The organism is Vibrio agarilyticus, from assembly GCF_012641465.1.
Lineage (GTDB): Bacteria > Pseudomonadota > Gammaproteobacteria > Enterobacterales > Vibrionaceae > Vibrio > Vibrio agarilyticus.
Map to the genome: position 1 here is coordinate 47,808 of NZ_JABAIK010000008.1, position 19,480 is coordinate 67,287.

Below are 19,480 nucleotides of genomic sequence, written 5' to 3' on the forward strand. Positions count from 1 at the left end.
AGAGACACACCTGCGAATGTCGAAAAATCTGTCTCTCAAATCACATTAACGAAACTGACCGACGTCAGGTAAGAACTCAAAATTTGCCGTCGCCAAACGCGCTTCGAGCGCGCTACGACTGATATCAAAAAACGCACAAAGCTTATCTAAATCACCCGAAAAGTCGTCGCGTAATTTCATATTGACGATGCTCATGAGCATCACCACGTCCATGGATTCGAAATTGGATAACGTCATGAGGCTTACTTATCTTCAAAGTCTGAAATGAGTAAATTCGCCGCGGCAAAAGCCGCTCTTTCACGCGTTTCTTTTGGCAGTGACTCATCGGCGGCGATATCGTTTAAGGTTTTGACCGCGCACGAAATCGCTTGTGGAACATAGGCCTGATCGCCACTACCAATTTGAGCGTAAAGCTCACGTACAAGATCACAACAGCTGTAAACAAGCATGGATTTTTCCTAGAAATAAATAACTGCGCTCACTATACACATCAGCAGTGATAAAGACAAAAATGGGTATGGCTGATTTTTCTTTGCAATGATTTTGTGCAATAAAAAAGGCCAGCATCAGCTGACCTTTTAATAATCACACAAAAATCAATTTAATTATTGAAGCTGCGCTTTAATGTGTTCGACGATATCGGCCATCGCAACAGGCGTTTTTTCACCGCTGCGACGATTTTTATATTCAAAATGACCTTCGTCCATGCTGCGATCACCGATAACGATGGTGTGCGGCACGCCAATCAGCTCAATGTCAGAGAACATCACACCTGGGCGCTCTTTACGATCGTCAAACAGGACTTCGATGCCCATCGCCGTCAATTCCGTATAAAGCTTCTCCGCCGCTTCCTGAACGCGCTCAGATTTATGCATGTTCATTGGCACGATAGCCACTTGGAATGGCGCAAGAGCATCTGGCCAGATGATGCCGAATTTGTCGTGGTTTTGTTCAATCGCCGCCGCGACCACACGCGAGACACCAATGCCGTAACAACCCATCTCAAGAATCACGTTCTTACCGTTTGAGTCGAGTACGCCACAGTTCATCTTTTCAGAATAGGTGGTGCCTAGCTGGAAGATGTGGCCCACTTCAATGCCGCGTTTAAGCAGCAGTGTGCCTTGACCACATGGGCTTGGATCGCCTTCAACAACGTTACGCAAATCAGCAACTTGACCTAGCTCAACGTCACGGCCCCAGTTGATGCCGAAGTAGTGTTTACCATCTACGTTCGCGCCTGCGCCAAAGTCGCTCATCACTGCAACGGTGCGGTCAACGATGAATGGTAGTTCAAGCCCGACAGGGCCTAAAGAGCCAGGACCTGCGCCGATAAGTGCGCGGATCTCTTCTTCGCTGGCCATTTCAAGTGGCGCTGCCACTTCGGCTAGGTTTTCCGCTTTAATTTCATTCAGCTCGTGGTCGCCACGAATGATGAGAGCTACGATAGGCGCATCAATCTCATCAGAGGCCTTAACAAACAACGTCTTAACGGTTTTTTCAATCGCAAGGCCATGCTGCTCAACCAGCTCTGCGATGGTTTTGGCGTTTGGTGTATCAACCAGCGTCATTTCCACCGAAGGCGCTGCGCGTTCAGTTGCTGGCGCAACCGCTTCGGCTTTTTCAATGTTGGCCGCATAATCGGACTCGGTTGAGAACGCGATCAAATCTTCGCCGCTTTCTGCGAGAACGTGGAACTCTTGTGAGCCATTACCACCGATAGCGCCAGAGTCAGCCAATACAGGACGGTACTCAAGGCCCATGCGATCAAACGCTTTACAATAAGCATCGTGCATCGCTTGGTAAGATTTTTCGAGACCAGCTTTGTCAATGTCAAAGCTATAAGCGTCCATCATGCTAAATTCACGTGCGCGCATTACGCCAAAACGTGGGCGGCGCTCATCACGGAATTTAGTTTGAATTTGGTACAGATTCATAGGCAGCTGTTTATATGAGCTGACTTCATTGCGTACCAATGCGGTAACCACTTCTTCAGCCGTTGGGCTTAGAACAAACGGACGCGTATGGCGGTCAGTAAAGCGAAGCAGTTCAGGGCCCATTTTTTCAGAGCGGCCAGTCTCTTCCCACAGCTCAAACGGCTGAACAACCGGCATTAAGATCTCGATTGCTCCGGCATTGTCGATCTCTTGACGAACGATGTTTTCGACTTTACGCAGTACACGAAGACCAGTAGGTAGCCAGGTATAAAGACCTGAAGCTAGCTTACGGATCATACCTGCACGTAGCATGAGCTGGTGGCTCACAACTTCTGCGTCGTTTGGAGTCTCCTTTAGCGTAGAAAGAAGATAATTACTGGTACGCATTCAATTTATCCGTTTAGTGAAGTGGAAGTCTCAAGTTTAGGTGCACTTGAGCTTAGAAGCTATGCTTGAGCGTTTACCGCGCGCAAGCGTAGCCGCTAATAATAACAGTCAAAGTCCATTGTCAAAAGCATTCTATTGCACTAACCGTCACACCGGTTTCATCGACGGTAAATTTGACGTTAAGATCAAACAGTCGCACGGCGTATTGCTTAGGGTCATGACGACCTTTTTTGTAAGCTGGACGTGGGTCAAGCGCTAAGACTTGCTCAATCACAGCGCGTTGATGCGTGTAATTGGCTTGGCGCTCTAGCATGGCGAGTGCCTCCCCTTGCCAAGTGACAGAGAGTGTCTCAGGCTCTGAATCGGCGTACCCTCCGCTTGCTTGAACAATGGCGTCTGAATAGGGGATATAAGGCTTGATATCGAGAATGGGCGTACCGTCGACAAGATCAACTCCGCCGAGATCGAGATAGATTTGATCGCCCGTTTTCGTCACGCTATGCAATTCGACCGCTGACATACCAATGCCATTAGGGCGAAACGTGGCGCGAGAAGCAAAGACCCCAATACGTTCATTTCCGCCAAGACGCGGCGGTCTAACGGTGGGTTTCCAGCCTGCAGTTAAATTTTGATCAAACAAAAACAGCAACCACAAATGGCTAAATTGCTCAATGCCACGCACCGATTCAAGGTTATTTGCAGCCCCAACCAGTTTGACACGTGATGTCGCCGCCGGTACGAGGCGAGGCTGGCGAGGCACTGCAAATTTTTCTTTGTAAGGACTCTCAATGTGGCCAATTGGATTAATGGAATAGTTCACGCTCATCTGCCATCTTTAGTGGTATCCCTCGCGACTCGCCGTTGTCACCTTGCAAGTTGAGACTTATGCGCCTTTAGGTGAATGGAGGCAGCTGGTCATTTGGGTACGTACGTCAATCGTGGACGAACATTAGCATAACTTTGACTTGCTTACTCAATTGAGAGTGGTTATCATTTGTTATGTTATAACATCTCATGTGGAGTGCAATTATGAAACCAGATATCCATCCTGATTACCGTCCAGTCGTCTTTCACGACACCAGTGTCGATGAGTATTTTATTGTTGGTTCAACGCTGAAAACCGATCGAACCATAGAGTGGAAAGATGGCAAGACATACCCTTATTTCACTATTGAGGTCTCATCGGCATCGCATCCGTTTTACACCGGTAAGCAGCGTGTGGTGCAAGCAGAAGGGCGTATTGCCAACTTTAACCGCCGTTTTGGTCAGTTTGGTAAAACCAATGAAAAGGGTAACGAGTCAGAATGAAGGTATTGTCATCGTTAAAAAGCGCGAAAAGTCGCCATCCTGATTGCCAAATCGTCAAGCGTCGTGGGCGTTTATACGTGATTTGCAAAGCAAATCCTCGTTTTAAAGCGGTGCAAAGGTAGTTTTATTTGAGCGATACTCTACCCTCAACCTTTAATGTCGTTATTTTGGCTATATACCCATCCCACTTGAAGTCGCAGCGTTGTTGACTGGTGCTCGAAAGCCTCATCACATAGTTTATCTATGTTCACGAAGTGCTCAGAGGCTTTGCTTGCTTGTCGCCTAGCTGCGCTTTCATGTTGTTTGGGTATATCAGTGTATAAATTGATGAATAACGGTATTGGCATTGTCTTGCGCGGATTCATTGCCAATAAGCTCAGGCCAGTATGTTACTTGGTCAGCCAGCTTTCCAGTAAGCCCTTTTTCACTGCCCCACCAAACCCCAGATTTAAAATTATCATCATCGAGCATGACATCCACGTAACGTTTCGCGCCGACCTCGACGGAATGGGCCTTACCTAGTCGTTGCATCACCCACATCGCCGCTTCCATCATCCAGCGCTGGTGCCAAGGGAGCGTTGCGGTGCCTGCTGTGCCTCGAGCCATGCCAGGGTCAATAGTGACAAAACGCATTTGAGGGTGTTGTCTTGCCATGCTCATAGTCCACATAGCACCCATGAGCTTTACGGAGCCGTAGATGTCAGTATACGTATTGTTACGAACAAATTTTTCACCATTCACTACCGACGTCCACTCTGCAATCGAACCGTCATTGATGGGCGGTTTCGCCGCGCCGATCTCGGGTGCGCCACGCGCTGCAAAGCTTGCTACATACATCACAGTGCCTTCCTTGGAGAGTTTGCCATTGTTGATAAGTAGATCGGTCAAGTAAACATGCCCTAATACATTCGCTGCAAAAATAAACGTGACACCCTCTTTTGTCATTTTGGTCGGTTCAGTTCCACCACCTCCACCAGCATTTAAAATCATGCCATCAATGTTCGTGTTGAGGCTTTTGGCCGCGGCGTGGCAGGACTCTAAACTGCTAACGTCAACAACCAAGATCTCAAAGATCTTTTTGCCCGTAAGCGCTTCCAGTCGCTGAAGTGCCTCTTGTGCTCGTGTTTGGTTGCGACAGGCCAAAATAATCTTAGAAATGCCGTCTTGTTGGGCAAATTGTTTTGCAGCTTCAAATCCGAGTCCAGAATTTGCGCCAGTGATGAGAATGGAAGAATGAGCCATATGAATTACCTGTAGCTGGGGCAGATGAGCATTGCTGTGGAGACGTTATACTCGTCCTACTTGAAGTTGCAGCGCTTTTTGTTAACGAGATAGGGACGGGCACTCACAAACCTCATCACATAGTTTATCTATGTTCACGAAGTGCTCAGAGGCTTTGTTCGTCGGTCACCTATCTGCATCTTCAAGTTGTTGGGGTATAGTCAGCGGTACATCGGTAGAGACATTATAGCTAACGCCAGCGGTAGCGTACTGGCGTACTATCGGATTAGGTTGGTATTGTTATCGGTGGATGTTGGTCCCTAACGTCTTGTTACTGCATTTTGATATCCAAGACAACTTGCTCGCTAGGAGCCAATATCTGAATCGACTATTACTGAAACGAAAGCTGCGTTAAACAACGTGAAAATAGACCTCACTATTTCGCGGCTTTTGCCAGAAAACGGTCCAGCTGATTGGCAAACTCACGGCGTTCGGTTTGTGACAGTGCTGCAGGGCCACCTGTCTGAATGCCGCTTGCGCGTAATGTATCCATAAAATCACGAATATTGAGCCGAGATTTGATGTTCTCTTTGGTAAAAAGTTCGCCCCGACTACTGAGAGCGTGAGCGCCTTTAGTGATCACCTCATCAGCTAATGGAATATCAGAGGTGATAACTAAATCGCCTTCATCGACGCGCGCCACAATTTCGTGGTCGGCGATATCAAACCCACTTGCCACCTGTAAGAAGCGTAGGTTTTGCCGTGTTGGCAGGGGAATGGTGTGATTCGCAACAAAAGTGCATTCGACTCCCGTTCGCTCAGCGGCGCGGATCAGCGTATCCCGGATCACTTTTGGACACGCATCGGCATCAACCCAAATTTTCATTTCATTTGCTCGTTTAGTTGCTGTTCTAATTGACTGACTCGCTCAAGGAGCTGAGCCACTTGCGTTTCAAGTGTTGTGATCCGCTCCGCCTCAGTTGATGTGGCTGCCGCGACTTCGATTTTGGGCACATGCTGCATGTTTTTCCAGCTTTTGATCGCCGCAATAATCGCAGGGATTGGCACTGCGGTCGTAAGGCGAGCCTTAACGAGAGCTACAGTTGGTGTTTTTCCCTGTTGTCCAAGCTGAGCCAGTACAGTCTCAAGCTCTTGTGTCACGTTTTGAGTTTTCATGGGTTCTCCTTTCATCGATCGCGAGCATTATACCCAAGTCACTTCAAGATGCGTGGTTCAGCGAGAATGGCTTGGGTATATATTATATGTTTTGCTATCTCGATGGCAAAATTGACCTTATCGTGTGCGAGATCGCTTACAAAGTCTGTGGGAAAATTGGCAATTTAGATGTGCAAATGGATGCATTTTTATGGCTAACTCATTCATTCATAAGACTTGTTATGAGTATGTAATGGATTTCAATAAAAAATAATTGTAGCGGCTTGCTGCAAAGGTATGAAAAGGCGCATAAAGTAGAAGGTGTCAGCAGGGAGTTGACGTGAGACTACCCCAAGGAGTTGGTCTGTCAGGAAGACGAAAGCGAGCAGACGGAGTCGCTTGCCGGCATGGAGCCATACTCAACGGGAATGTTGAGTCAGGGATAGCAGGAACCCCTTAGGATGAAGGGCAGGGACACCGCTCAAGGAACAAGTGACGAGCGCTTAACATGAGGTTAAGCAGTCGGGAAGACGCAGGACACCGCTAGGATGGCGCGATAGGATCTGCAAAAGGGATTGCAGTGATTATGGATGATTGTGGGAACGGAACTCAGTAGCCGGAATGCTGCGCAAAGAAATAAAGCCCCAACACAGACGTGTTGGGGCTTATTTTTTAGATGCGATGCGGCGGCAGATCAAAGGCGATAGCGTGAAAGCCGACCATCGTCATTTCACCTTGATAACAATCGTCGCCGAGTGCCGAAAACTCAAAGCGATAGATGGTGTGCCAGCGCCATTGTCCTTTTGGCGTTTTAAAGCGATGGGCGCCAAACGCCACACTGATCAGTTGTAAATCCAAGCTTCGGCACTTTTGGCTGATGGCCGCGCGCGCCAGCTCGGCTTGTCGCCGTTGTTGCCAAAAAGCAAAACAGAGCAGCGCCAACAGTAAAATAGCGAGCAGATCTCCCATCATGCCTCTTGCCCTCTGGTACTTTGCTGCAAGTTTTGCAAAGCCTGCGCTAACTGAGGCGATGGGCTTGAGTGAAGCAACGGCAGCAAAATTAAGCGTAATGGTGGCAACATGACTAAATCAGCAAAGACTTGTTGAAATAATGCGGGACGTTGGCCATTGGCTAAGGCAATCAAAAAGGGCTCTGCCATTCCATCGAGTGCAAGCCAGTGCCAAGAGCGGCCGGCGATAGCGATTAAAATCTCAGGATGAGCCAGCTCTGGCGCGTTTAAAATACGACTTACTAGCGGCAAACACAGCTTGGCATCGGCGCCTGAAAGGGCGCGCAAGTAGGCCGCGATTAAGAAGAGATCAGGGGATGCTTGGTCGATTTCAAATTCCGCAAGCTCGATGACGCGTTTGGCGAGCGTTTCATTAATCACACCATGTTCCAGCGCCCCTAGTAACGCGTAACGAGGCTCAGTCGGCAAATGAGGTAGCGCTTTGCGCACCAATACGGAGTTTTGTTCGCTATCAAGCCGCGCGCACACATCACTGATGCCTTGCAACCCGACCGTTTGCCAATTCTCCCAGCCGAGCTGACCACTTAGATAGTGCTGCGCATGTTCGTAATACGCGCTGGTGGGCATTTTGAGCTGTGTGCGAAGCTGGCTGTGAAACACCGCGAGTTTGTCTTCGGTTGGTTTGTAAGTGAATGGGTTGTTGGCCAGTTTTTGTTGGTCAGCTTGTGACAGGTCACCACTAAGACGGCTCCCCATAGCTTCGAAAACGTAGTGTAAAAATTGACCAATGTCGCCAGGCTGCAATAAGCCACGTTCATCCAAATCGAATTTGAGAAACCAAATCCACGGCTGTTTGGTGTCATTCCAATACGCTATCGCCAAATGCGCTTTGCGTTGCAGTGGGTAGGGGTAGGGCGATTTCCCCGCTTCAATATTTGAAAATTGCGTTTGTGAAATGGCATTGAGACGACGGCCTAAATCGTAAATCGCGTAGTGACAACCGCTACCTTGTAGCAGCTCGCTTAGGGTGTGAATGCTGGTCATAGAGATCCTTTGTTATACCTGTCTCGCCACGTCGTTTGGTATGATGTCGTTAATTTTAAGCTCCACAGTGTAAACAAGAATGAATTTACCTGCAAAAAAGCTGCAGCAATGGGTGAAACCGTGTCGGTGAAAACAGGATCAATAAAAACCGTGTTAGATGCGATTGAAAGTCAGCTTCGAGTGCTTGATTTGTGGCAGGCTAACGCGCCAAGCGCCGAGGCGTTGGCCAGCGAAGCCCCTTTCGCCATTGATACGTTGGCACCAGAAGCTTGGCTCCAATGGGTCTTTTTACCGAAAATGCACACGCTTTTGGCACAGGCGCAACCTTTGCCGCGTGGATTTGCATTAGAACCCTACTTTTCACATGTTTGGCAGCATGAGGCGCGTTATCAACCGCTGCTTCAACTGCTGCAACAACTCGATATGATGAGTCAATGATGTTAGAGATCCTGTATCAAGACCCCTATTTTGTCGCGGTGAATAAACCCGCCGGTATGCTGGTTCATCGTAGCTGGCTTGATAAGCATGAAACTCAGTTTGTCATGCAAACACTACGTGACCAAATTGGTCAGCACGTCTTTCCGTTACATCGCCTTGATAGACCGACTTCGGGTGTGTTGCTGTTTGCTTTATCCAGCGAGGTGGCTGCCAAGGCAATGCCGCTCTTTGCAGATCACCAAATGGAAAAGCAATATTTTGCGATAGTGCGAGGCTGGATAGAAGAAGGAGGCGTGCTCGATTATCCACTCAAGGTTGAGTTAGATAAAATTGCGGATAAATTTGCCAGTCAGGAAAAAGAGGCACAAGAGGCCATTACCGAATATCAGCCATTAGCGAAAGTGGAGTTACCTTATTCAACGGGCAAATTTGCGACCACGCGTTATGGTTTGGTGACACTCTGGCCCAAAACCGGGCGAAAGCATCAGTTGCGTCGCCATCTTGCGCATCTGCGCCATCCGATTGTCGGTGATACCACGCATGGTGACGGCAAACATAATGCGCTATTTCGTAAAGAGTTCGCTGCGCACCGCCTTTTATTGCATGCAGCAACGTTGCGCTTTACCCATCCGTTTACCGGTGAGCCTTTGATAATCAAGGCACCTGTTGACGCAATTTGGCAAGATTTGATGGCAAGATTTGGCTGGTCACTCGAATTGCTCGAGGCCAGCCTTTCAGAACGTATTGAACCTTTAGGCCGATTGTGATGGCGCAAGCTCAGTCACTCGCTCAATCAGTACGTGTTGTAATGCGCCTTGTTCTTCTTCACTCAAACGGCCGCCACTGGCGCCAGTGAGAATAAATAAATCTTCAGCGCGCTCACCAATCGTGGTGATTTTCGCTGCGTGCAAATTGAGATTGAGTTCTGCAAACGTTGCGCCAACGGTTGCCAATAATCCTGGCGTATCGAGCGCGACAAACTCCATCAAGGTGCGTTTATTGCCTTTCGTCGGTAAAAAGTCGACCCGTGTTTTCACGGTAAAATGGGCCAATTTTTGCGGCGTACGGCGCGACTTAATTTTCGTTGGGCGGCCATCGGCGAGGACGTGTTGAATGTGTCGAATAATCGCTTTATGGCGTTCGGCTTCTATCACATGCCCTTGATGGTCAAGCACCATGAAGGTATCGAGCGCATAGCCGTCTTTACTCGTCATGATCTGCGCGTCGTGAACGTTAAAGTTGCGACGGTCTAACTCGGCGACCACGGTAGCAAAAAGGGCAGGTTGGTCTTTACAGTAGACAAACACTTCAGTGCCACCTCGAGTGGCATTTTTGCTCATTAGCACCAAAGGGGCTTGAGTGTCTGTTTGGCGCAAAATATGCTCACTGTGCCACGCAATCTGCTTGTGAGAGTGACGCAAAAAGTAGTTCGCTTTAAAACGTTGCCAAAGCTGCTCAATAGCGCGCGCACTGAAACCTTCTTTGCGCAGTAATGCTGAGGCCATCTGTTGGTTATGCCGTATTCGGTCACGCACATCGACCGGGTTTTCTAAGCCGCGGCGCAGAGCGCGTTGTGTCGAGTAGTAAAGTTCGGCCAGTAAAGTGCGTTTCCAACTGTTCCAAAGATCCGGATTGGTGGCACAAATGTCAGCGACCGTGAGACACACCAAGTATTCTAAATACTCCTCGTCGCGCACTTGTTTGGCAAATTCCGCTATCACATCGGGATCATAAATGTCACGGCGCTGCGCAGTCACCGACATTAGTAAATGGTTGCGAACCAGCCAAGAGACAAGATTGGCTTCAGGTTTAGAAAGGCCGTGCTCTAAACAGAACGTTAGGGCTTCTTCTGCGCCAATCACAGAGTGATCGCCTCCGCGTCCTTTGCCAATGTCGTGAAAAATGGCGGCTAAAATCAGTAGCTCTTTTTTCTGTAATCTTGGATACACTTCGCAGCAGATCGGGTGTTTATCGTGATTTTTTGCGTAACTGAAGGTGTTGATGTGTTTGAGCAGTCGCACGCTGTGTTCATCCACGGTATAAACGTGGAAAAGATCAAATTGCATTTGCCCGACGATTTGGCTCCATTGTGGCAAATAGGCGGCGAGCACACCAAGTTTGTGCATGAGGCTAAAGGCTTTATGCAATGCATTAGGGTGACGGCACAGGGCCATAAATTTTTCGCGCGCCGCAGGGATCGTATGCAAAAAGCGATTGAGTCGACGCCTTGCTGTGCGCAGCTGACGCAAAGTTGGAGGGCTTACGCCTTCAATGGTTGAGTCGTTGGCGATATGCAAAAACATATCAAGAATGGTTTCGGGACGCGCTTGGAACAGAGCGGGTTTACGCGCTTCAATCAATGCCCCCCGTCGCTGAAAATCCGCATCGAGAATTTGCGCAGGCTCGCTGGCGCCGCCTTGTAATATTGCTTGATCAAACAGTTTGAGCAGCATTTTATTGAGTTCTGCTACGCGGCGCAGCGTACGATAAAACTCTTTCATCATCATCTCTACGCCACGGTTACCTTCGCCGACATAGCCAAGGTGTTCCGCCACTTGAGCTTGATGGGCAAAGGTGAGGCGATTGTCGTAACGCTTTAGCTCAATGTGCAGCGCAAAGCGAACTCGCCAGAGGAAATCTTGGCACTCCACCAGTTCGCGATATTCGGCGTCAGTTAAAAAGCCAAATCGGCTCATTTCAAGTAAGGTGGTTGCGCCAAAATGTCTGCGCGCCACCCAGCTGAGGGTGTGAATATCACGCAAGCCGCCGGGCGTCGATTTAATGTCGGGCTCTAGGTTATACGTGGTGTCGTGATAACGAGCGTGGCGCGCTTTCTGCTCTTCTATTTTGGCTTTATAGAAGGTTTCGCTCGGCCAAAATGACTCTGACAAGACAACGTTTTTCAGCGCATCAAAGGCCTCTTCACTGCCGGCAAGTAAGCGAGCTTCTTGCAAATTGGTCGCGACGGTAAGGTCGCTTCGACCAATGTCGGCACATTCGTCCACAGTGCGTACTGCGTGGCCCACTTCAAGACGCAAATCCCACAACAGCGTAATAAACTCACTGATTTTGGCTTCCCATTCACTGCCGAGTTTTTGCTGCGATAAGATCAAAATATCGATGTCTGAGAGCGGATGAAGTTCACCGCGACCGTACCCTCCGACGGCGACTAAGGCCAGATCCGCTTGCGCCGCAAAACCAAAGTGCTGCCACAAACGCGTCAACATTCTGTCCATATACTGCGAGCGCTGGTGGACTAAGTCTGTTACAGAGTCATGGGCGAAAAACGCCGCTTTCTGTTGCTGCGTGAAATGCTCAAGTTGCTGCTTGAGCGAGGCTAATTGAAGTTGCTCGTGAGTGAGTTCAAGAGGGCACTGAAACGTCATAAAGGTCATCCGTGCTTTGGAATACCCAGAGTCATCGTGACTATGATTAACGGCTCAATACGACTTATGACCATCGATGACTGGGCTGAGTATTCGAGATAAAAAATGTCCCCGCAAAGCGAGGACAGCGTGATCACAGGTTGTTCATAAGACGAGGGATGGTATCGTCACTGCGCAGTGTTAGCACCTCACAGCCTGTTTTGGTGACTAAAATGGTGTGTTCCCATTGCGCGGAGTTTTTGCCGTCACCGGTGTAAACGGTCCAATCATCTTGCGCATCGACTGTACAGCCAAATTTACCCGCATTGATCATCGGCTCAATGGTAAAACACATCCCTTCTTTGAGGACGCGGCGGTCTGCGTTGCGGTAATGCACCACCTGAGGCTCTTCATGAAACTCATCACCAATGCCGTGACCACAGAAATCGCGCACAATAGAGAACTTATTACGCGGATTGTTCTTATTGTTTTCTTTAATGTACTTCTCAATCGCAGTCCCGATATCGCCAACGGTTGATCCCGGCTTGACGGTACGCATACCAATGTAAAGCGCCTCTTGAGCCACCATGCATAGACGTTTGTTCGCCGGCGATACATCACCCACTAAGAACATTTTTGACGTATCGCCATGGTAACCTGCTGGACGTTCGTTGAGATCGGCGTCGGCATCGTTTGGCACAATCACGGTGATATCAATATTGATGATATCGCCATTTTTCAGCACCGCCGGTTTCATTTGACCATTGGCCCCAGGTGCGTCTTGCTCTGCAGGAATGCCGTGACAAACAATGTGGTTGATTGAAGTGCAAATCGATTTAGGAAAACCGTGATAATTCAGTGGCGCAGAATAAGCTCCACGCTCAAGCGCATAATCGTGACAAATTTGGTTGAGCGTTTCTGTGGTGACACCTTCTTGAATATGCGGCTCGATCATTTCTAAGATGTCGGCGGCCAATTGGCCAGCAAGACGCATACGTTCGATTTCTTCAGCAGTTTTTATCTTGATAGACATTCGCTTTCTCTACACTGTTCGCGGCACGGGAATGTGCTAATCGCTGCATTTTAACAGGAAGTGACTCGAACCCCAAACTCTATTCCTTGAAGTCAAGAGGCTTATAACGAATAAAAAATGCTCATAATCAAGTCAAATCATCACTGATAAATTATTGTTTTTAATAGATAAGGAATGTGGAAAAATACACATCCAAATATTCCGTACTATTTCTGGTATGGACTCAGAGGCAGTTGAGCGCAAGTTTCGATAGGAGACAAAATGAAAACAGCAGTTGAAAGACGCATGGAAATCGTCGAAGTCGTCAACCAAGATGGCAAGGCCCGAGTTGAAGACTTAGCTTCTCGATTTAACGTCTCCGCTGTCACTATTCGAAGTGATTTAACCTTTTTGGAAAACAACGGTTATATCGTACGTTCGCATGGGGCAGCGATTCCTAATACGGGGCTTATCGCGGAACTTTCGGTACAAGAGAAACGACGCCATAACGCCAGCTTAAAAACCATGTTAGGACAAGCTGCCGCTAAGCTCATTGAGAATGGTGATACGGCAATTCTAGACTCAGGTACCACAACGTTAGAGATAGCGCATCATCTTAATGCGGTCGAAAACGTGGTGATCATGACCAATGGTCTGGACGTTGCTATGGAGTTATCTAGTAAGCCGGGTGTTGAAGTGTTAACCACCGGTGGAGTACTTCGTAAAAGCGCAATGTCATTCTCTGGCTCTCAAGCTGAAAATGGTTTGAAAAGCCACCGATTTGATAAAGTCTTTTTGGGTGTAGATGGTTTTGATTTGCGCTCAGGGATCACAACTTATAACGAAAGTGAAGCCTCACTGAACCGTTTAATGTGTGATATCTCAGAGCAGATTATCGCGGTTGTCGATTCAAGTAAATTTGGCAAACGCAGCTGCCATATGATTCGTGATTTTGGCGACATCAACACTCTGGTGACCGATTCAGGCATTCCTGACGACTACCTGCAAGGGTTACGCGGCATGGGTGTGGAAGTGATCATCGTTGAAAAAAAATAGGAAGATTTATACCAACCTAACCGTTTAAATCGTCAATCGCCTTGAATAAAACGTTCGGACGGGCATCATCTGTGCGAGTGAAGTGAGGTTGGCTTTTTACAAGATTTTTCTGGTCACAAGGTAGTGAAATATGGTATAAAGCGCGCCGGAATTGGCATTGTTCTCTTCTTCCTGCGCGGCAGAAAGGCGAAGCAGTGACGGTTTCATCACACTTTAATTTAAATCACACACATTCCGACACATGTTCCGGGGTGCTCGTTTGTTAAGTCAGACAGAGTCGGATTCATGGGGGATGTGGAGGCCTAACCCCATAGAGGATTTTAAAATGGCAACTGTATCAATGCGCGATATGCTGAAAGCGGGTGTTCACTTCGGTCACCAAACTCGTTACTGGAACCCAAAAATGAAGCCATTCATCTTTGGCGCTCGTAACCGCGTTCACATCATTAACCTAGAAAAAACTGTACCTATGTTCAACGAAGCTCTAGCTGAGCTACACAAAGTTGGCGAGAAAAAAGGTAAAGTTCTTTTCGTAGGTACTAAGCGCGCTGCATCTGAAGCTGTTAAAGAAGCTGCAATCGCAAGCAACCAGTACTATGTAAACAACCGCTGGTTGGGCGGCATGCTAACGAACTACAAAACTGTTCGTCAGTCTATCAAGCGTCTAAAAGAACTTGAAGTTCAGTCTCAAGACGGTACTTTCGAGAAAATCACTAAGAAAGAAGCTCTAATGCTTACTCGCGAAATGGAGAAGCTTGAGAAGTCTCTTGGTGGTATCAAAGATATGGGCGGTCTACCAGACGCTCTATTCGTAATCGACGCTGATCACGAGCACATCGCAATCAAAGAAGCGAACAACCTAGGTATTCCAGTATACGCTGTGGTAGATACTAACTCTAACCCAGACGGCGTTGACTACATCATCCCAGGTAACGACGATGCGATCCGCGCGGTACAACTGTACCTAAACGCGGCAGCTGCTGCAGTAACTGAAGGCCGTAACAAAGACGTTGCTGAAGTTGCTGAGAAAGACGGCTTCGTAGAAGCTGAATAATCGCGGCTCTGCAGACTTGGTCTATGTGAAACCAATTTGTCGCATAAACTAAGTTATAGTTAGCATCAGGGGCCGATAACGTAGGCCCCTGATTTTTACCTTATCCAGAATCAACTGAGGAATAGAGAATGGCTGTTACTGCTGCTCTAGTTAAAGAACTGCGCGAACGTACTGGCGCAGGCATGATGGAATGTAAGAAAGCGCTAGTTGAAACCAACGGCGACATCGAACTAGCAATCGAAAACATGCGCAAATCAGGCGCTGCAAAAGCTGCTAAAAAAGCGGGTAACGTTGCAGCTGAAGGCGCAATCATCATCAAAGAAGAAAACGGCGTTGCTGTTCTTCTTGAAGTTAACTGCCAAACTGACTTCGTTGCTAAAGATGGTAACTTCACTGCATTCGCAGAAAAAGTAGCTGCAGAAGCACTAGCGACTAAAGCAACTGTTGAAGAGCTAGTTGCTAAGTTTGAAGAAGAGCGCGTAGCGCTTGTGGCTAAAATCGGCGAAAACATCAACATCCGTCGCGTACAGTACGTTGAAGGTACTGCTATCGCTTCTTACCGTCACGGCGAGAAAATCGGTGTAGTTGTTGCTGGTGAAGGCGACGCAGAAACTCTAAAACACATCGCGATGCACGTTGCGGCATCTCGTCCTGAGTACGTTAACCCAGAAGACGTACCAGCAGACGTAGTAGCTAAAGAGCGTGAAGTTCAAGTTGAAATCGCGATGAACGAAGGCAAGCCTAAAGAAATCGCTGAGAAGATGGTTGAAGGTCGCATGAAGAAATTCACTGGCGAAGTTTCACTAACTGGTCAGCCTTTCGTTATGGAACCTAAGAAAACTGTTGCTGAGATCCTAAAAGAGCGCGGCGCATCAGTATCGACTTTCGTTCGCCTAGAAGTTGGCGAAGGCATTGAGAAGGCTGCAGGCCTAAGCTTTGCTGAAGAAGTTGCACTTGCTCAAAAAGGTTAATTTTTAGCACTGTGCGCTGAATATTTAGACCGTAGCCTAGGCTGCGGTCTTTTTACGATAACGCCTGTTAAGGTTAATCGTGATAAATAGCGTCTATACCCGTCGCACTTGACGCTGCAGCGTTGCTGGCTGGCTCTCACAAAGCTCATCACATAGTTTATCTATGTTGATGAAGTGTTCAGAGACTTTGTTCGCTTGCCGCCTATCCGCATCTTCAATTGGTATGGGTATAATGGCATAATCTGCTAAGCGTTTAGTTGCTATTTATGACTGTTAATCAACAACTCTTTACTGGAAGGTAAACTCCATGACTACGAATCCAAAACCAGCGTATCAACGTATTCTGCTCAAATTGAGTGGTGAGGCTCTACAAGGCTCTGAAGGTTTCGGCATTGATCCCACGGTATTGGATCGTATGGCGCAAGAAGTGAAAGAGTTGGTGGAATTGGGCGTGCAAGTTGGCGTTGTGATTGGTGGTGGCAACTTGTTCCGCGGTGCGGGTCTTGCGGAAGCGGGCATGAACCGTGTTGTTGGCGACCACATGGGTATGCTGGCGACCGTAATGAACGGTTTAGCGATGCGTGATGCACTGCATCGTGCTTATGTAAACGCGCGCGTGATGTCAGCCATTCCACTGAACGGTGTGTGTGATGACTACAACTGGGCGGATGCGATTCGTGAATTGCGCCAAGGCCGCGTCGTCATTTTCTCTGCAGGCACAGGTAACCCATTCTTTACCACCGATTCAGCGGCGTGTTTGCGTGGTATCGAAATTGAAGCTGACGTGGTTCTCAAAGCCACAAAAGTCGACGGCGTATTTAGCGCAGACCCTGTAGCCAACCCTGACGCGGAGCTGTATGATAAGCTCACTTACGCTGAGATTCTTGATAAAGAGCTAAAAGTGATGGACTTGGCCGCATTTACGCTAGCGCGCGATCATAAAATGCCAATTCGTGTGTTCAACATGAATAAGCCAGGCGCGCTACGCCGTGTTGTGATGGGCGAAGCGGAAGGCACGCTTATTACAACAGCTTAAGCGAAATATACCCAAACAACTTGAAGATGCAGGTAGGCGACCAGCGAACAAAGCCTTTGAGCACTTCGTGAACATAGATAAACTATGTGATGAGGTTTGTGAGTGCCCGTCAACACCGCTGCAACTTCAAGTAGGACGGGTATAAATGGCGCAGTGTATCGCGCCATTTCAGACAGCGGATTCGATTTTGCTTTCTTTTGAGAAAGCTCGACACTAGTTAAGGTGATACTGTGATTAACGAAATTAAAAAAGACGCTCAAGAGCGTATGGATAAAAGCGTTGAAGCGCTAAAAAACACGCTATCTAAAGTTCGCACCGGTCGTGCGCACCCAAGTTTGCTTTCGGGTATCTCGGTAGAATACTACGGCGCGCCAACGCCATTGAATCAAGTGGCTAACGTTGTTGCTGAAGACGCACGTACTCTGGCTATCACAGTATTTGACCGTGAGCTAACTCAGAAAGTAGAGAAAGCGATCATGATGTCAGATTTGGGTCTAAACCCAATGTCAGCAGGTACTATCATTCGCGTTCCACTGCCGCCATTGACAGAAGAGCGTCGTAAAGATCTTGTGAAGATTGTACGTGGTGAAGCAGAAGGCGCGCGTGTTGCAGTACGTAATATTCGTCGTGATGCGAACAGCGATCTGAAAGGTCTACTAAAAGACAAAGAAATTTCAGAAGACGAAGATCGTAAAGCGCAAGACGAAGTACAAAAGTTGACCGATGCGGCGGTTAAAAAAGTCGATGAAGTGCTTGCTGCGAAAGAAAAAGAGTTGATGGAAGTGTAAAACTTCAGCAAACCTCACTATCTCAAAACGCTGTACTGTCGGTACAGCGTTATTCTGTGATACTCTATCCAACTGATAGAAGTCTACCAAATCCTTATGCATAACTCCCAACTCTTTTCTGATTCTCTTCCTAAGCACATCGCAATCATTATGGACGGCAATGGTCGCTGGGCAAAAGCGCAAGGCAAACCGCGAGTTTTTGGTCACAAAGCGGGTGTTAAAGCGGTACGAAAAACCATCACCACCGCCGCGCGACTTCATATTCAAGCCATTACCTTATTTGCATTTAGTAGCGAGAATTGGCGTCGACCTGAGGAAGAGGTTGGCTTATTAATGGAGTTATTTGTGACCGTGTTAGCACGGGAAATCAAAAAACTGCATAAAAATAATCTACGTTTGCGCGTTATTGGCGATACTTCGCGTTTTAATGACAAGCTGCAGCAAAAAATCGCGGAAGCCGAGGCTCTCACTGCCGACAATACGGGCATGGTTATCAATATTGCCGCTAATTACGGCGGACGTTGGGACATTGCGCAAGCTGCTCGTCAATTGGCTAGCGCGGTAGCGGCAAACGAAATCACACCAGAGCAGATTGATGAGCAGGCGTTGGCCCCCTATCTAACGATGGCCGATTTGCCCGATGTTGATTTGCTGATCCGCACCAGTGGCGAATGCCGCATTAGTAATTTTATGCTTTGGCAACTTGCTTATGCCGAAATGTATTTTACGTCAGTATGTTGGCCTGACTTTAACGAGGATAGCCTTATCGAAGCCATTACTTGGTTTATTGATCGAGAGCGACGTTTTGGTTGCACTGGAGAACAAATCAAAGCCTTGATGAATGCGGAACAATAAGGACGAATAAGTTTGAAACAACGAATTATTACGGCGTTGCTGTTGGCACCACTTGTGGTGTGGGGAATATTTCAATTACCATTTTTCTTCTTTTTGGCCGCAGTAACGGGTGTAACTCTGCTCGGCTTTTGGGAATGGACGAAGTTTACCGGAGGCAATTCACGCCTTCTTGCGCTCATACCATCGCTGTTTTTAGTCGGATTAAGCTTTGCTTTTATGCCGGTATTGCCACAGACCCTCAGTGAGGCGCAAGGCCCGGTTCAATGGATGTTATTGGTGGGTGTTGTTTGGTGGGTTGTGGCGAGTCTCATGGCAATAACCTACCCCCACTCCAGTCAATTTTGGTCGGAACGTCCTCTTTTTAGCTATCTTTTTGGCGCTCTGACACTGATCCCTTTTCTTTGGAGCGTGGCACTGCTGCGTTCAATTCATCTTGATGTTGACCCTTACTATGGCGCTAAATTGGTGTTGTTTGTCAGCTGCTTAGTCTGGGCGGCGGACAGTGGTGCCTATTTTGCCGGCAAATCGCTGGGTAAGCATAAAATGGCGCCTCAAGTCAGTCCGAATAAAACCATAGAAGGCCTTGTTGGTGGTGTGATTGCTGCGTTGGTTGTCGGATGGTGGCTAAGCGGTCTGTTCAATATTGAATTCAATGGCACAGTGCATATGCTTGTAGTGTCTTTCTTTACCGTGGTTATTTCGGTACTGGGCGATCTTGTTGAAAGCATGTTCAAACGTGTTGCTTGCGTCAAAGACAGTGGCCGAATTATTCCAGGTCACGGTGGCGTATTGGACCGTATCGACAGTTTGACGGCTGCGTTTCCAGTATTCGCATTTCTCTATTTAGTATTCTAATTTTTAGGGGCTGATGAACAGCCCCAATGT

Annotated in this window: 22 protein-coding genes; 11 read left to right on the forward strand and 11 right to left on the reverse strand. The window is 47.9% G+C overall.

Annotated features, from left to right (window positions below):
* Positions 1–45 precede the first annotated feature (45 nt).
* The 4 genes from HGP28_RS09570 to tsaA form a co-directional block, all read right to left on the reverse strand.
* Positions 46–237, reverse strand: a complete 192-nt coding sequence (locus HGP28_RS09570) for a DUF4250 domain-containing protein (protein ID WP_168836234.1) — start codon at positions 235–237, stop codon at positions 46–48.
* Positions 238–242: 5 nt separating this feature from the next.
* A complete protein-coding gene (locus HGP28_RS09575; protein WP_168836235.1) occupies positions 243–449 on the reverse strand; it encodes a YaeP family protein in 207 nt (68 codons plus the stop codon).
* Between the two features lie 156 nt (positions 450–605).
* The gene (locus tag HGP28_RS09580) at positions 606–2,321 is read right to left on the reverse strand and encodes a proline--tRNA ligase (protein ID WP_168836236.1); all 1,716 of its coding nucleotides are present in this window, start codon (positions 2,319–2,321) and stop codon (positions 606–608) included.
* A 121-nt stretch (positions 2,322–2,442) separates the two neighbouring features.
* Positions 2,443–3,147, reverse strand: coding sequence for a tRNA (N6-threonylcarbamoyladenosine(37)-N6)-methyltransferase TrmO (gene tsaA / locus HGP28_RS09585; RefSeq protein WP_168836237.1), 705 nt, complete (start codon positions 3,145–3,147; stop codon positions 2,443–2,445).
* 203 nt (positions 3,148–3,350) lie between these two features.
* Here tsaA and HGP28_RS09590 point away from each other — a divergent pair, with 203 nt between their 5' ends.
* Both HGP28_RS09590 and ykgO read left to right on the forward strand, forming a co-directional pair.
* Positions 3,351–3,629, forward strand: coding sequence for a type B 50S ribosomal protein L31 (locus HGP28_RS09590; RefSeq protein WP_168836238.1), 279 nt, complete (start codon positions 3,351–3,353; stop codon positions 3,627–3,629).
* Positions 3,626–3,751 (forward strand): type B 50S ribosomal protein L36, encoded by a 126-nt coding sequence (ykgO, locus tag HGP28_RS09595; protein WP_165310540.1) that lies wholly within the window; start codon positions 3,626–3,628, stop codon positions 3,749–3,751. Before HGP28_RS09590 ends, ykgO begins: the two co-directional genes overlap by 4 nt.
* A gap of 190 nt (positions 3,752–3,941) precedes the next feature.
* Here ykgO and HGP28_RS09600 read toward each other — a convergent pair whose 3' ends face one another.
* The 5 genes from HGP28_RS09600 to HGP28_RS09620 form a co-directional block, all read right to left on the reverse strand.
* Entirely contained in the window at positions 3,942–4,871 is a 930-nt protein-coding gene (locus HGP28_RS09600; RefSeq protein ID WP_168836239.1) for an SDR family NAD(P)-dependent oxidoreductase, read from the reverse strand.
* A gap of 415 nt (positions 4,872–5,286) precedes the next feature.
* The gene (locus tag HGP28_RS09605) at positions 5,287–5,736 is read right to left on the reverse strand and encodes a YaiI/YqxD family protein (protein WP_168836240.1); all 450 of its coding nucleotides are present in this window, start codon (positions 5,734–5,736) and stop codon (positions 5,287–5,289) included.
* Positions 5,733–6,026 carry a hypothetical protein gene (locus HGP28_RS09610; protein WP_168836241.1) on the reverse strand — a complete coding sequence of 98 codons (294 nt, stop codon included), beginning with the start codon at positions 6,024–6,026 and terminating at the stop codon, positions 5,733–5,735. The genes HGP28_RS09605 and HGP28_RS09610 overlap by 4 nt, the downstream gene beginning before the upstream one ends.
* Positions 6,027–6,677: 651 nt before the next feature.
* A complete protein-coding gene (locus tag HGP28_RS09615) occupies positions 6,678–6,977 on the reverse strand; it encodes a DUF3301 domain-containing protein (RefSeq protein ID WP_168836242.1) in 300 nt (99 codons plus the stop codon).
* Entirely contained in the window at positions 6,974–8,020 is a 1,047-nt protein-coding gene (locus HGP28_RS09620) for a DUF3549 family protein (RefSeq protein WP_168836243.1), read from the reverse strand. Before HGP28_RS09620 ends, HGP28_RS09615 begins: the two co-directional genes overlap by 4 nt.
* A gap of 108 nt (positions 8,021–8,128) precedes the next feature.
* On the opposite strand from HGP28_RS09620, the gene HGP28_RS09625 reads away from it, so the two are divergent.
* Both HGP28_RS09625 and truC read left to right on the forward strand, forming a co-directional pair.
* Positions 8,129–8,458, forward strand: coding sequence for a YqcC family protein (locus tag HGP28_RS09625; protein ID WP_168836244.1), 330 nt, complete (start codon positions 8,129–8,131; stop codon positions 8,456–8,458).
* On the forward strand, positions 8,455–9,225 hold the full coding sequence (gene truC / locus HGP28_RS09630) for a tRNA pseudouridine(65) synthase TruC (protein ID WP_168836245.1): 771 nt from the start codon (positions 8,455–8,457) through the stop codon (positions 9,223–9,225). Before HGP28_RS09625 ends, truC begins: the two co-directional genes overlap by 4 nt.
* On the opposite strand, the gene glnD is transcribed toward truC, so the two are convergent.
* Positions 9,211–11,844 carry a bifunctional uridylyltransferase/uridylyl-removing protein GlnD gene (gene glnD / locus HGP28_RS09635; protein ID WP_168836246.1) on the reverse strand — a complete coding sequence of 878 codons (2,634 nt, stop codon included), beginning with the start codon at positions 11,842–11,844 and terminating at the stop codon, positions 9,211–9,213. The genes truC and glnD overlap by 15 nt on opposite strands.
* Before the next feature lie 133 nt (positions 11,845–11,977).
* The gene (gene map / locus HGP28_RS09640) at positions 11,978–12,856 is read right to left on the reverse strand and encodes a type I methionyl aminopeptidase (protein WP_168836247.1); all 879 of its coding nucleotides are present in this window, start codon (positions 12,854–12,856) and stop codon (positions 11,978–11,980) included.
* A 261-nt stretch (positions 12,857–13,117) separates the two neighbouring features.
* On the opposite strand from map, the gene agaR reads away from it, so the two are divergent.
* The 7 genes from agaR to HGP28_RS09675 all read left to right on the forward strand — a co-directional run bounded on the left by agaR (position 13,118) and on the right by HGP28_RS09675 (position 19,450).
* A complete protein-coding gene (agaR, locus tag HGP28_RS09645; protein WP_168836248.1) occupies positions 13,118–13,891 on the forward strand; it encodes a transcriptional repressor AgaR in 774 nt (257 codons plus the stop codon).
* A gap of 325 nt (positions 13,892–14,216) precedes the next feature.
* On the forward strand, positions 14,217–14,945 hold the full coding sequence (gene rpsB / locus HGP28_RS09650; RefSeq protein WP_168836249.1) for a 30S ribosomal protein S2: 729 nt from the start codon (positions 14,217–14,219) through the stop codon (positions 14,943–14,945).
* A 128-nt stretch (positions 14,946–15,073) separates the two neighbouring features.
* Complete coding sequence (gene tsf / locus HGP28_RS09655; protein WP_168836250.1) at positions 15,074–15,916, forward strand: translation elongation factor Ts; 843 nt, start codon at positions 15,074–15,076, stop codon at positions 15,914–15,916.
* Positions 15,917–16,223: 307 nt separating this feature from the next.
* Positions 16,224–16,952 carry a UMP kinase gene (gene pyrH, locus HGP28_RS09660; protein ID WP_168836251.1) on the forward strand — a complete coding sequence of 243 codons (729 nt, stop codon included), beginning with the start codon at positions 16,224–16,226 and terminating at the stop codon, positions 16,950–16,952.
* A gap of 230 nt (positions 16,953–17,182) precedes the next feature.
* Positions 17,183–17,740: a ribosome recycling factor gene (frr, locus tag HGP28_RS09665; RefSeq protein ID WP_168836252.1), complete on the forward strand. Its 558-nt coding sequence runs from the start codon at positions 17,183–17,185 to the stop codon at positions 17,738–17,740.
* A gap of 96 nt (positions 17,741–17,836) precedes the next feature.
* Positions 17,837–18,595 (forward strand): undecaprenyl pyrophosphate synthase, encoded by a 759-nt coding sequence (gene uppS, locus HGP28_RS09670; RefSeq protein WP_168836253.1) that lies wholly within the window; start codon positions 17,837–17,839, stop codon positions 18,593–18,595.
* A gap of 12 nt (positions 18,596–18,607) precedes the next feature.
* Positions 18,608–19,450: a phosphatidate cytidylyltransferase gene (locus HGP28_RS09675; protein ID WP_168836254.1), complete on the forward strand. Its 843-nt coding sequence runs from the start codon at positions 18,608–18,610 to the stop codon at positions 19,448–19,450.
* The last annotated feature ends 30 nt before the right edge of the window (positions 19,451–19,480 follow it).